Raw genomic sequence first — 12,659 nt, 5'->3', positions numbered from 1 at the left:
TCCGGTATTCAGCCCTGTATCGAAGTTATTAACCTTGTCACAATCTGTTGCTTGTTTATCCGCCATTGTCTCAAGCCCGTTCTTTATCCTGCCGATAACTCATCCAGACCACTCAATATGGCAGTATAAAAATGACAATATTAAAAAAACTATTTTCTGTTTTTCCTAAACACCAGCATAAACACGCCGCCGATTCGCTCAGAGCACTGGACGATGCGGTTCCGATCATCGAATTTACCCCAGATGGCATCATTCTTCGCGCAAATGCCCTGTTTCTGAGCAAGATGGGTTACGACGCGAAAGAGATTGTGGGTCGTCACCACAGTATGTTTTGCCCGCCATCAATGGTGAACTCAGCCGAGTACCGCCAGTTCTGGCTGCGCCTTGCCAGCGGCAAGAGCTTTAGTGGTAAATACCTGCGCCTGGGCAAAGACAGCCATCCGGTCTGGCTGGAAGCCAGCTATGTGTCAGTAAAAGACAAACATGGCCGCGTCATCAAGGTGATTAAGCTGGCAGCAGATATCTCCGAGCGTATCAGTGAGGCACAGCAGCAGGATGCGCTGGTGCAGGCCATCAGCCGTTCAATGGCGGTCATCGCGTTTAATAAAGCCGGTGAAGTGCTGGAGGTAAATGAAAACTTCCTCAAAGCAACGGGCTACAAGGCAGACGAGGTACTGGGCAGGCATCACCGGATGTTCTGCTCTGAGGAGCTGCGTAACAGCCAGGAATATCAGCAGTTTTGGCAGCGTCTGAATCAGGGAGAATTTTTCTCTGGGCAGTATCCGCGGCTCAATCGTAATGGCGAAACTATCTGGCTGCGCGCAACCTATAATCCGGTTTTTGATGCAGAGGGGCGGATGTACAAGATTGTCAAATTCGCCAGTGATGTCACCGAGCAGGTATTGCAGAACCAGCAGGAAAATGAGGCGGCTCAACACGCGTGGAAGATGGCGCAGCAAACCCGCGAAAGCTCGGTAACGGGCGCGGATGTGATTGAAGACAGCGTCAGAACGATGGCCGAAATTGCGAAAGAGATGAACAGCGTATCCGCAGATGTCTTTGGCTTAAACGGACAGTCGGATCGTATTGCTGATATGGTACATACCATTCGCAACATCGCCGAGCAGACGCGTTTCATCGCCCTGAATGCGGCAATTGAGGCGGCCAGGGCCGGCACGTCCGGACGCAGTTTCGCCATTGTGGCAGCTGAAGTCCGGACCCTGGCGGCCCGAATTAATGAAGCAACCGAAGAGATAGGGCGCGTGGTGTCCAGCAATAATCAGCTGGCCAAAAAGGTGCTGGAAGATATCGAAAATAACCTGAAAAACACGGCTCGCGGCGTTAATTTGATGCGTCAGGCCGGAGAGGTGATAGCCAGCATTCAGAGTAATTCAGCGCGAGCCGAGGAAGCGGTCAGAAACGTGTCTCGTTCAGCGTCACCGCGTGTCGCGTAGTTTTTGTTATGCCGGATCGCCTGTTTGCACGGGCGATCCCCCTTTTGACCTGCCGTTTTCTGTTACCCGTCCCGTCAACATTTCACTTTGTTTGCCGCCATTCGATAAGGCACTATGAGTTCCCTCTGTCTTTGCTTCTCCATCGTTGAAAGGAACGTCAGCCGCTATGCCCGTTAATTTCGATCTTAACGATCTCTATGCGTTTCGCGCATTGGTCGAATATGGCAATTTCCGTATTGCAGCGGAATCCATCTGCCTGTCTCAGTCGGCGCTGAGCCGCAGGATCGAGAAGCTGGAAACGGCACTGGGAATCAGGCTGTTTGACAGAACCACTCGCCGGGTCACGCTGACGCTTTATGGTCAGACGTTTGCCGCACGTTCAGAGCAGCTTCTGATCAACTTTGAAGAAGTTATGGCGGATATCAGTAAAGTCAGTCAGGACAGAACAGGCCTGGTGACGGTGGCCACAGTGCCGTCTGCTGCCTATTACTTTATGCCGGATGTGATCCGCCGCTTTCAGGCCCGCTATCCCAGAGTACGTGTCAAAATTATTGACAGTAGCGCAGGCAACGTCATAGAGGCCGTCACCAGCGGTCAGGCAGATTTTGGCATTTGCTTCTCGGGTAATCCGCCGCCTGACACTGAATTTTTACCGCTGGTTGAGGATGTTTACGTGGTTGCCTGTCGGCACGATCATCCTCTTGCCAGCCGTAAAAGTCTGACGTGGCAAGAGTTTTATCAGCAGGATTACGTGGGGCTGGATAAAACTTCAGGCAATCGTAACCTACTTGATTCCGCGCTGGGCCATGTCGTTCCCGCGCGTCCGAGTATCTGCGAAACCCGGCATGTCACAACCATGTTAGGGATGGTTGAAGCGGGAATCGGCATTGCTGCCGTTCCCGCGATGTCGATGCCGTCATCAGGCCATTCGGTGCTGGTTCATCTGCCGCTTACCGATCCGGTAGTGAAACGCACCGTTGGCCTGATCCGGCGCAGCGGACGCATTCAGTCCTACATTGCCGCTGAACTGGAAAAGCTAATTACTGAACGGTATCACTCTGCTTAGCAGGCTGCTGCGCTTTGACCGAGTGCAGGCCCGTGGCATGGACCACTTCCTGAGCCGGAGCTGACGCCAGGAAATCAAGTAGCGCTTTGCCTTCCTCTGGATGCTCAGCTTTGGCTGGCACGGCGCCGGCAAATCGGGTGATGTACTGCACGTCGTCAGGCAGTTCGCCTACAAAGGTCACGCCCGGCACCGGCAGGAGCTCACTCACCTGCTGGAAGCCCAGCGCATAGTGGCCTTTTGCCACTTCAGACGCCACCGGAATGCGCTCCACCTCGTGGGCTTTGCCTTTGACCTTGTCTTCAATGCCTAACTTTTTAAACAACTGATTGCTAACGTATTGACCGCTGGCGCTGTCGGAATAGGCAATGGATTTAGCATTCAGCAGGGTTTTACGCAGTGTGTCATCCGTTTTGATATCGGGTTTGGCATCTCCCTTCTTCACCACAATGCCGATCGGCGAATCGGCCAGCTCAACGCGTGAACCTGGTTTGATCCACCGGTCTTTTTCCAGCTGACTGAGCGCATCGCCCACCATAATCACCACGTCGGCTTTTTCCCCGCGCGCCAGTCGGTTGGGGATCGCCTGCGGGGTTTTGCCCATGGAAGGCCCGGACACCAGAATAATTTTATCGCCACTTTTCGCTTCAAACTGAGGCGTCAGTTTTTCCAGCGCGGCTTTGAAGCCGCCAGAAATCATCACGGTCACATCTTTTGCCAGCACCGCGGTGCTGACCGACGAAAGAACCAACGTGGCAAGGAGTGAACGGTAAATTATTTTCATTATGTAAGCCCTGACTTAATGTTTAACGGCGGTTTGCAGATTGACCGTGCTGCGACGGTACAGGTACAGCGTTGCCAGTAAGGCGCAGACGGCAGCGAAGCTCATCCAGTAACCCGGAGAGGCTTTATCGCCGGTGTACTCAATTAACGCTGTTGAAATCACCGGCGTGAATCCGCCAAAGATGGCGGTCGCGAGGCTGTAAGCCAGTGAAAAGCCTGCTACTCGCACCTCAGCTGGCATGATCTCGGTAAGTGCCGGAATCATCGCGCCGTTGTACAGGCCATAAATAAATGACAGCCACAGCAGGACAGTGAGCATCATGGAGAAGCTGGGGGCAGCAGCCAGCATCGTCAGGGCAGGATACGCGGTCGCCAGCGCGATCAGCGTCATGCTGACCAGGACGGGTTTACGTCCAAAACGGTCAGACAGCGCTCCGCCAACCGGCAGCCACAAAAAGTTAGAAATGGCGACCAGCAGCGTAACCAGCAGGCTGTCCGAGGCGCTGAGCATCAGCACTTTCTTGCCGAAAGTAGGCGCATAAACGGTGATCAGATAGAACGCGGTGGTGGTCATCGCCACCATCAGCATGCCGGCAATCACAACCTGCCAGTTGGCCAGAAGGGTTTTAAACACGTCGCGCATCGCCAGGTGATGACGACGGGCGTTAAATTCCTGGGTTTCTTCGAGCTTGCGGCGCAGAAAGAAAATGAAAGGCACAATCATGCAGCCAAACAGGAACGGAATGCGCCAGCCCCACTCACGAATCGCGCTTTCTTCCAGCACGGCATTCAGGGCAAAGCCCATCGCGGCGGCAACCATAATGGCAACCTGCTGGCTACCGGACTGCCAGCTGGTATAAAAGCCTTTACGGCCCGGCGTGGCGATCTCAGCCAGATAAACGGAAACGCCGCCCAGTTCGGCTCCGGCAGAGAAACCCTGTAACAGGCGGCCGGTTAACACCAGCATCGGTGCCCAAAGCCCAATGCTTTGGTAAGACGGAATCAGGACGATCAGGAAGGTGCCCGCCGCCATAATTGACAGGGTAACAATCAGACCTTTACGTCGGCCGACCTTATCAATGTATGCGCCCAGCACCACAGCACCAATGGGGCGCATCAGGAAGCCTGCGCCGAACACGGCAAAGGTCATCATCAGTGAGGCAAATTCACTGCTCGCAGGAAAGAAGGTGTGAGCAATATAGGTGGCATAAAAGCCGAACAGGAAAAAGTCGAACTGCTCCAGAAAGTTGCCTGAGGTAACACGTAATATGGCGCCGGTTCGGGCGCGGGTGGTCATAGGTGAAGTCGAGGAATGCATCGGTATCTCCAGTTTATCATTGACGCTTTTTGCCGCGTCTGTTGCTGAAGACTGGATCAGGAAAATAAAGTAAATAAGCGCAATAAACTCATCGACTAATGCGTACTGTGCATCAATAACCCTAAGCCATTACCTGAGGCTATGTGTAACAAGCCTTTAACAACATGGCGGGATAAACGGTCACCGGTAAACACGGAAAAACGGAATGCGTGTTTTGTGACAAGGTTCATACGGGTTTTTGAAGGCGACCGGGCAGCGTAACGCGATTGTCAGGTTTTATCGGGCGTGCCGGGCGCTGGCCTGGCAGGAGCTAAACTCGCAGCCCGTGGACCTGATCTCCCGCCCTTACCTGAGACCGCCAGACCACAGGGGATGACAACATGCCGTTTGCAAAGGGCCAATGCCGATCGGCCCTATACGGGAACCTCCGATCGGCAATGGGTTATCGTTGTTGGAGACAGAATGCGCGTCTGTCATCCGCAGGATGAGATCACTGTTCGGGTTGTGCCTAAAACCAGGCTTCCCACATCGCGCCCAGATTAAAGTCGTCCAGTATTTCGTTCTCCCTGCCGTTCACGCGAGCGGTGCGCGCATTGTCCACTTTGCCCCCGGTGACATAGAAGCGCAGCATAGGACGAAACTCCGGCCCCATGGCAATGGCGATATTTTGCGACAGAGTCAGCTTCCAACCATGGTTACTGCCGCCTTCATCGTAGTTAACGCGCTGATAACCGGCTTCCAGCCAGGTGGAATGGACGTCATTCCAGAAATACATTGGGCGGACAATTGCGGCGTAGTTCTTCCGGTTATCGCTTTTCAGCCGACTGCTATCGTAGTCGTGATAACCCAACAAATACTCGACCTGTGCCTGCGGGCTAAACAGATGCTTACCCTCAAAGCTGGTATACACAGTGCTGAGGCCCTCGGTTTTGCTGTAAACGCTGTTATCCGAATTGTCAGAATAGCGGGCAATCACTTTATTCACGCCATGGTCGTTAGTGTGGCTTAGTACAAACGCACCCTGCCAGGCTTTCAGGCGGTCTTCACTCTCTACGGCTTTAGAGTCGAAACCGTAATTAGCGTACAGCTCCAGATCGAGTGCGCCCAGCTTGATGCCGTGAATTTTAGAGGTGGCAGCGTAGTTGCCTTTATCCCCGGTACCTGAACCTCCCGTACAGGTGATGCGCGAGGGATTAGACTCATCGCTGAGCACTTCAGGGCTACAGGATTCCACGGCAGCGACGGCGGCCACGTCAAATTTTATCCCGCCCACATCGAAGTTCTTCACGCCCGCGCCCTGGCCATCATGGTTCATCCAGAAATAATCATTGATGTTCTGCTGCGGGCGCTGATGAAAGTCCCGTCCGGCCCAGAGGTAGGCATCAGGATTTGATGCCAGCACATTCGTCACGCCGGCATAGGCCTTTTTCAGATTCACCTCGTCGCCCCAGTGATCGATCATCACATTGACATCCCAGATAGCCCCACTTTGGCTTTTAAACGCCTTGGAGAGCTGGAATTCGCCACCGTTGCCTTCGTTGCCCAGACGGCCAATGCCGGAGGCACCGTTATAAGAACCGTCCACGGCTACATATTTCTGATCGCCGCTTTGATAGTGCGCACCGTAGCGCGCATAGCCGCTGAACGTGACGCCAAAGGGGATTGCCATATCCGGTGACTGGGCCGGGCTTTGCGGGTCGGTCACCACGTCCGTTTTTTTCGCTACGGCTGCATCCATCTTCGCCTGACGTTCGGCCAGGGCTTTATCAACGGCTTTGGCGACGATGGCGTCGATCTGTTCCTGCGTAAACTCCTGTGCAGCGGCGACGGCAGGGCACAGCGCGGCTATCACCGCCAGAGGTAATGGAAGTTTTCGAATAATATTCATGGCTATCTCGTTTGCACAGCGTTATTCGGGTTGATGATGTTCAACCCGAATAACGACGTGTGTTAATGATCAGACAATAACCATCCTGCGCGGGTTTATTGATGACCAGGGCAAGTTGATTTTTATATTATGTTATTTCCAGAGGTTTTTTGTTTTTCAGCCGATCTCCTGTCATGTTTTTTTATTAACGCTGGTAGAGATAAACAATTTCTTCTGCCAGTTCACGAGCCAGCATTGAGGTCATTAAATGATCCTGAGCATGGACCATAATTAAGGTCATTGGCTGGCGGGCTTCACCTGCGTCCTGCTCTATTAATCGGGTTTGCATTTGATGCGCGGTGCGGGAATAGTCGTCGGCCTCCTTTAGCCGGGCTTTTGCCTCATCAACGTCACCCTTTCGTGCTGCCTGAAGGGCTTCAAAGCACAGGCTGCGGGCATGCCCCGCATTGACAATAATCGTCATTACCGCGTCTTCAAGTTCAATCATGATCGTGCTCTCAATTAAAACCGTTATTTTCGGCAACCTCAGCAAACCATTTGCCACTCTTTTTAATCGTACGTTTTTGCGTGGCTAAATCTAACTGCACAAAACCGTAACGATTTTTATAACCGTTTAGCCATGACCAGTTATCAATAAATGTCCACATATGATAACCCAGGCAATGACAGCCTTCGCGAATCCCTTTATGCAGCCATTTAAGATGTTCGGAAACAAATTCGATACGATAATCATCCAGAATTTCACCGTTCTGAATAAATCGCTGTTCATTCTCAACGCCCATACCATTTTCAGAAATAAAACAGCGCGGGTTTCCATAATTAACCCGCAGGTTAGTCAGAATATCGTAAATACCGGGCGCGTAAATTTCCCATCCACGATACGGGTTCATCTGACGGCCTGGCATTTCATAGTGGTCGAATAACCACTCCGGCATAAAGGGCGCTTCAGCATTGACGGCGCTGTCCCGACACTTCACCCGGCGCGGCTGATAATAGTTCACGCCCAGAAGGTCGATAATGCCGTCGGCAATCAACGCAGCGTCGCCAGGCTGGCAGCGCGGAAGCTGGTGGTACTGACTCAGTAAGCTCAGCAGATCCACGGGATATTCTCCCTTCAGAACCGGATCCAGAAAGCTGCGGTTAAACAACAGGTCAGCATGATGTGCGGCTTGCACATCGGCCGGATTCGCCGATCGTGAATAGGACGGCGTGAGGTTCAGCACCACACCAATGTCACCGTCGTAGCCGCCGTTACGCCAGGCGCGTACTGCCAGCGCGTGTGCCAGGACTGTGTGCAAGGCCACGTTAGCCGCTCGTCTGAAGTCCACAACGTTGGGATAATGAAAATCGTAAAGATAGCCACCTTCGACCGGCACAATCGGTTCATTGAAGGTAAACCAGTGTTTCACCTTATGGCCGAACAGCGCGAAACAGCGCTGGGCATAGCGGCCAAACGCCTCCACAACCTCACGGTTCTCCCAGCCGCCTTTGTCCTGCATAGCCAGAGGCATATCAAAATGAAACAGGGTGATAAACGGTGTAATGCCCTGCGCCAGTAATGCATCGATGACCTTGTTATAAAAAGTCACGGCGTCAGGATTCACGGCGTCAGTGCCGTCTGGCATCAGGCGCGCCCAGCTCAGCGACGTGCGAAAGCTGTTGTGCCCTAACTGCTTTAGTAATGCGATATCGTGCTGCCAGTGCTGATAAAAGCCCGAGGTGTCTTGTGGGCCAATGCCTTGATGGAAACGGTGAGGCTGTTGTGCAAACCAGCGATCCCAGGTGGTAGGGCTTTTACCGCCATTCAGGCTGTCCCCTTCGGCTTGTAACGCCGAGCTGGCGCTGCCCCACCAGAAATTTTCAGGAAAACGGTAGTTCATTTTATGGGCTCCTTAAGCCTGTGGATGACCGGGCACGGGTTGGCCTGCAGGGGGCGCATCCTTGATTTTTTTCTCTTCTGCTTTAATCAGGCTGCGTTCATAGGCACGCAGGAAGGGTAAGTACATCAGCGCCGACATCAGCATACAAATCAGGCACATCACCAGCGGGCTTAGCGCCCAGTTAGCGGCCCAGGAGGCACCGATCGGGGCGGGCGTGGTCCATGGCGTAAGCGAAACCACCTGGGCGATCCAGCCGAGTTTCGTGGCGGTATAAGCCAGCACGGCATTAATCATTGGAACGCAGACGAAGGGGATAAACAGCAGCGGGTTCATGATGACCGGCGCACCAAACAGGATGGGCTCATTGATATTAAAAAAGCTGGGCACCACGCCCATTTTGCCAATGGTGCGTAAATGTAGCACCCGGCTACGCAGCAGTAAGAAGGCCAGCGGTAAGGTGGAGCCCACTCCGCCAATCAGCAGGTAGTGATCCCAGAACCCCTGTAGATAGACATGCGGCAGCGCGGCTCCCGCCGCCAGGGCGGCCTGGTTAGCAGAGAGGTTAGCCATCCAGAAGGGATTCATAATGCCGGTGACGATCAGTGCACCATGAATACCGGCAAACCAGAAAATCTGACACAGCAGGACGGAAAGCAAAATGGCGGGCAAAGAGTCCGAAGCCGAAACCAGCGGCTCCAGCAAATGCATGATCGCCTGTGGCATAATCATGCCGGTTTGCGCTTCGATAAACAGGTTGAGCGGATGTAACGTTGCGATAATCACCAGTACCGGGATCAGAATCTCGAAGGAGCGTGCCACGCCGGTAGGCACTTCTTTCGGCAGGCGGATCGTGACATTATTTTGTTTTAGCCAGGCATAAACCCGGGTGGCGTAAATGGCGGTAATCAAGGCAGTAAAAATTCCCTGACCGGAAAGATACTGGGTAGAGATCTTTTCATCCGCATAAGGCGCGGCCACCAGTAAAAACGCCATAAATGCCAGCAAACCCGACATGATGGGGTCCAGATTAAACTGGCGGCCCAGGCTGGCACCAATCCCGACCGAGATAAAAAAGGTCATAACGCCCATGCTGAGATTAAACGGCAGCATCAGCTGTTGGCGATAAGTGATGGAAAAGTCCAGCCAGGCACGGGCAACGCTGTTGGTGGTGTCCGCTGAAAACGGCGGGAAGATAAATACCAACATAAACGATCCAATAATCATAAACGGTAGCGCCGCCGTAAAGCCGTCACGAATCGCTATCACATACTTTTGCTGACCTAACTTTCCGGCGAGTGGCGTAATGGACTGTTCAATTACCGTCACCATCGACTGATATAACGAACTCATAATGACACCTTTCTAGTGTGCCGCTTCAATAAGCGACAGAGCGTAATCCAGCACCTTGTCACCGCGTTGCATGCCGTAGTCCGTCATATTGATGGCCTGGACAGGAATGCCGTGGGTGGCAGCTTTTTCTGAGAGCGTGGTTAACATGTACTTCACTTGCGGACCGAGCAGAACGACCTGATAGTTTGGAAACTGCGCATCAAATTCGGAAACGCCCCAGGCATCGATCTGCACACTCAGCCCGCGCTGGTTCGCAACGTCGACCATCTTGCGGACTAAAAGACTCGTGGACATTCCTGCTGAACAACACAACATAATCCTGATCATGAGTAACCCTCCTTTGCGTATAAAACGTGTTACAGACTTGATTTGATATGATACGGAAACCGGTTTCCATTTGATGCAAACGGAAGTGTGACAGGCATCATGATCCCCGTTAAATAAACATTTTTCTTACGATTCAGATCACGTAATTTCAAGTTATTGTCGATAATTGAGAAGAAATGGAAAATCGGTTTCCATGAAAAAACGAAAAAGCTATACTGCCGGTGATGATTATTTGAGCCGCAGGATTAGGGCGTTTTTCAGGGATTCAGCGGGGTTTTCAGGGGAAAAGAATGTCTACTATCAACGATGTATCGCGTCTCGCGGGTGTGTCAAAAGCCACGGTGTCGCGCGTGTTGAGTGGGTCACGCGGTGTAAAAGAAGCCAGCCGCGTTGCGGTATTAAAAGCGGTGGATGAACTCAGTTATCGTCCAAACGTGATCGCTCAGTCATTACTCAGTCAAACCACCGGCTGTATTGGCGTAATTTGCGCACAGGACAACATTAACCAGACCACCGGTTACCTCTATGCGCTGGAAAAACACCTCAGCCAGCACCAAAAACACCTCTTGCTCCGTTTCGCGAACAGCAGGATGGAAGTGATGACCTGCCTTGATGAGCTGACCTGTGGGTTGTGTGACGATGTGTTGATTATCGGCGCGCGCTTCCCGCTGAACCTGAATCAAAAAAACGTTATCCTGGTGGATTGTCTGGAAGCCGGGGACGACGTTAACAGCATTCAGTTCGATCACGCCTTTGCCGCCGAAACCGCCTGCAACTACCTGATAAGCCAAAATCGTCGACAGATTGCTCTGATTCATCCTGACAGAATGGGATTTTCCGATCGGGTTCTGTTGGGTTATAAACACGCGCTGGAAAAAAACTTTCTGCCGTTTAACCGCAACCTTGTGTTTATGGACGCCACATCCTCCTCGGTAGCACTCCAGGAGTTGCTGAATAACGCGTCCACGCTGAATTTCAGCGCATTGCTGGTGGCGGATGAACAACAGGCGCAGAAAGTCATTCCCCAGTTGCAGGCGTTCAACAAAAAGGTTCCCGACGACATTATGGTCTTCAGTCTGGCGGGCTCGTTGAACTTGCCCGGCATTCCGACTATTCCGGCGATTGAGTACTCGATGGACGCGATGGCAGCGCGCATCGTTAAGGCACTGACTGAACAGACGCGTAGCGTACTGGACTCTTATGTCATGCGGGGTGACCTGATTATCCCTGACTTTCGCCAGCGCTGAGCGCCCTTAGTCCGTTCGCTGCTCTTGTTGCTCAATAATCGCCAGCGCCAGTCCCGTTGCCGGTGCAAGGTGCGACGTCAGAAAATGTACCTGAGTGTGAGCGGCAATGAATGCCAGCTTGTTGGCCTGGGTTTGATTAAGTACGGCCTGACAAAATGTTGGGCTGACGCTCCAGGGGCAATCAATGATGATGTTGGCCGGATTGAGCAACAGCATGATCTGGCTGAGCGCGATACCCAGATAGTTTCCCGCCAGTTGCATCACTTCGTTTACCACGTTAGGCGCGCTGTCGCGGTTGTGCCAGGTCAGCCCTGGCTGACGCTGGGCCAGCTGTTGATTAATGGCAGGTTTACTGATCATGGCTTCCAGACAACCCTGACGGTTGCAGCTACAGCGAGGCCCGTTCGGCTGGACAGTGAGGTGGCCGGCTTCGCCCGCCGTCCAGCTGTTGCCGGTAAAAACGACACCGTGCTGTACCAGTGCGCCGCCAATTCCTTCGGCAATTCGTAAATAAAAATGCCCGCTTTCGGCGGGCAAGTTGAGTTGTTGCACAGACAGCAGCGCAGCGGCTTTAACGTTATTCATAATGCGAATCGGTAATCTGATCTGCTTACGCAGGTTGCTCGCCAGATCAACGTCCTGCCAGCCCAGATGGGTAGATAAATGCATCCAGCCCCGTCTGGGATCGACGACGCCAGGAAAGCCCAGCCCGATGCCCAGCAGGCCCGGCCAGGATTCGGTGAGTTTTTCACATAAGGCGGTCACCTCCGCTAACAGTGGCCCCGGTCGGCTGGTATCTGTCCGCAGGGTTTGTTCCGCCAGGGGTTGAGAGAAATAATCGCAAACCTGCCAGTGGATAAGGTTCTTTTCCACCATTATGCCGGCGCTGACCAGCTTTTCCGGACGCAGGGTAATCTGGATTTTAGGGCGACCTGCCGCAGAGACACTGGCTTTTCCCAGCTCCTGCACGAGATCCTGTTCCAGCAGATCATCAATAATCTGCGACACGGTATTTTTACTGATTGCCAGGATGTGCGCGAGGTCCTGCCGCGACGTGATACGGCGCTGGCGCAGTTGCGCCATGACCCGCTTTTGATTATTCAGCCGCATTAATGCAGGCCCTTTGCCAGTCACTTTCATGGCGGATTACCCCAGGTGTGGAAATCGGCAGCAGATTTGCCACCAACGATGAAGTCTTATTAGTTTGATGTCTAATCAAAACTTAGCATCGTGCAGATAAGCCTGCCAAACGGCGACGGCCTCAGGGCGAGAGAATTAAGTCAGAAATGGGTGCCAGGCCACAGGATTGTGTAACGGTAAGGTAAAGAGCTGGCCCGCGTTCGCGGGCA

General features: G+C 53.0%; 11 protein-coding genes. 3 read left to right on the top strand and 8 right to left on the bottom strand.

What is annotated here, in order from left to right; all coding sequences use genetic code 11:
- Positions 1-131 precede the first annotated feature (131 nt).
- Positions 132-1,454 carry a PAS domain-containing methyl-accepting chemotaxis protein gene (locus DFO57_RS17860; protein ID WP_014332945.1) on the top strand — a complete coding sequence of 441 codons (1,323 nt, stop codon included), beginning with the start codon at positions 132-134 and terminating at the stop codon, positions 1,452-1,454.
- 166 nt (positions 1,455-1,620) lie between these two features.
- Positions 1,621-2,520, top strand: coding sequence for a LysR family transcriptional regulator (locus DFO57_RS17855; protein ID WP_014332944.1), 900 nt, complete (start codon positions 1,621-1,623; stop codon positions 2,518-2,520).
- On the opposite strand, the gene DFO57_RS17850 is transcribed toward DFO57_RS17855, so the two are convergent.
- The 7 genes from DFO57_RS17850 to DFO57_RS17820 all read right to left on the bottom strand — a co-directional run bounded on the left by DFO57_RS17850 (position 2,495) and on the right by DFO57_RS17820 (position 10,063).
- A complete protein-coding gene (locus DFO57_RS17850; RefSeq protein ID WP_014594946.1) occupies positions 2,495-3,301 on the bottom strand; it encodes a substrate-binding domain-containing protein in 807 nt (268 codons plus the stop codon). The two genes, DFO57_RS17855 and DFO57_RS17850, sit on opposite strands and share 26 nt — an antisense overlap.
- 15 nt (positions 3,302-3,316) lie before the next feature.
- Entirely contained in the window at positions 3,317-4,618 is a 1,302-nt protein-coding gene (locus tag DFO57_RS17845; protein WP_014594947.1) for an MFS transporter, read from the bottom strand.
- A 508-nt stretch (positions 4,619-5,126) separates the two neighbouring features.
- Positions 5,127-6,506, bottom strand: coding sequence for a carbohydrate porin (locus DFO57_RS17840; RefSeq protein WP_042678080.1), 1,380 nt, complete (start codon positions 6,504-6,506; stop codon positions 5,127-5,129).
- 184 nt (positions 6,507-6,690) lie between these two features.
- Positions 6,691-6,993, bottom strand: a complete 303-nt coding sequence (locus tag DFO57_RS17835; protein WP_014332939.1) for a PTS lactose/cellobiose transporter subunit IIA — start codon at positions 6,991-6,993, stop codon at positions 6,691-6,693.
- Between the two features lie 10 nt (positions 6,994-7,003).
- Complete coding sequence (locus DFO57_RS17830) at positions 7,004-8,386, bottom strand: glycoside hydrolase family 1 protein (RefSeq protein ID WP_019104660.1); 1,383 nt, start codon at positions 8,384-8,386, stop codon at positions 7,004-7,006.
- 12 nt (positions 8,387-8,398) lie between these two features.
- Complete coding sequence (locus DFO57_RS17825) at positions 8,399-9,736, bottom strand: PTS cellobiose transporter subunit IIC (protein WP_013023971.1); 1,338 nt, start codon at positions 9,734-9,736, stop codon at positions 8,399-8,401.
- A 12-nt stretch (positions 9,737-9,748) separates the two neighbouring features.
- Entirely contained in the window at positions 9,749-10,063 is a 315-nt protein-coding gene (locus DFO57_RS17820; protein WP_013023972.1) for a PTS sugar transporter subunit IIB, read from the bottom strand.
- 290 nt (positions 10,064-10,353) lie between these two features.
- Here DFO57_RS17820 and DFO57_RS17815 point away from each other — a divergent pair, with 290 nt between their 5' ends.
- Positions 10,354-11,310, top strand: a complete 957-nt coding sequence (locus tag DFO57_RS17815) for a LacI family DNA-binding transcriptional regulator (protein WP_014594951.1) — start codon at positions 10,354-10,356, stop codon at positions 11,308-11,310.
- A gap of 6 nt (positions 11,311-11,316) precedes the next feature.
- Here DFO57_RS17815 and DFO57_RS17810 read toward each other — a convergent pair whose 3' ends face one another.
- Positions 11,317-12,450 (bottom strand): ROK family transcriptional regulator, encoded by a 1,134-nt coding sequence (locus DFO57_RS17810; protein ID WP_013023974.1) that lies wholly within the window; start codon positions 12,448-12,450, stop codon positions 11,317-11,319.
- Positions 12,451-12,659 lie beyond the last annotated feature (209 nt).

Source organism: Pantoea sp. AG702, assembly GCF_003182295.1.
Lineage (GTDB): Bacteria > Pseudomonadota > Gammaproteobacteria > Enterobacterales > Enterobacteriaceae > Pantoea > Pantoea ananatis.
The sequence above is the reverse complement of the archived record's forward strand: the minus strand, read 5'-3'. Positions and strand labels throughout refer to the sequence as shown.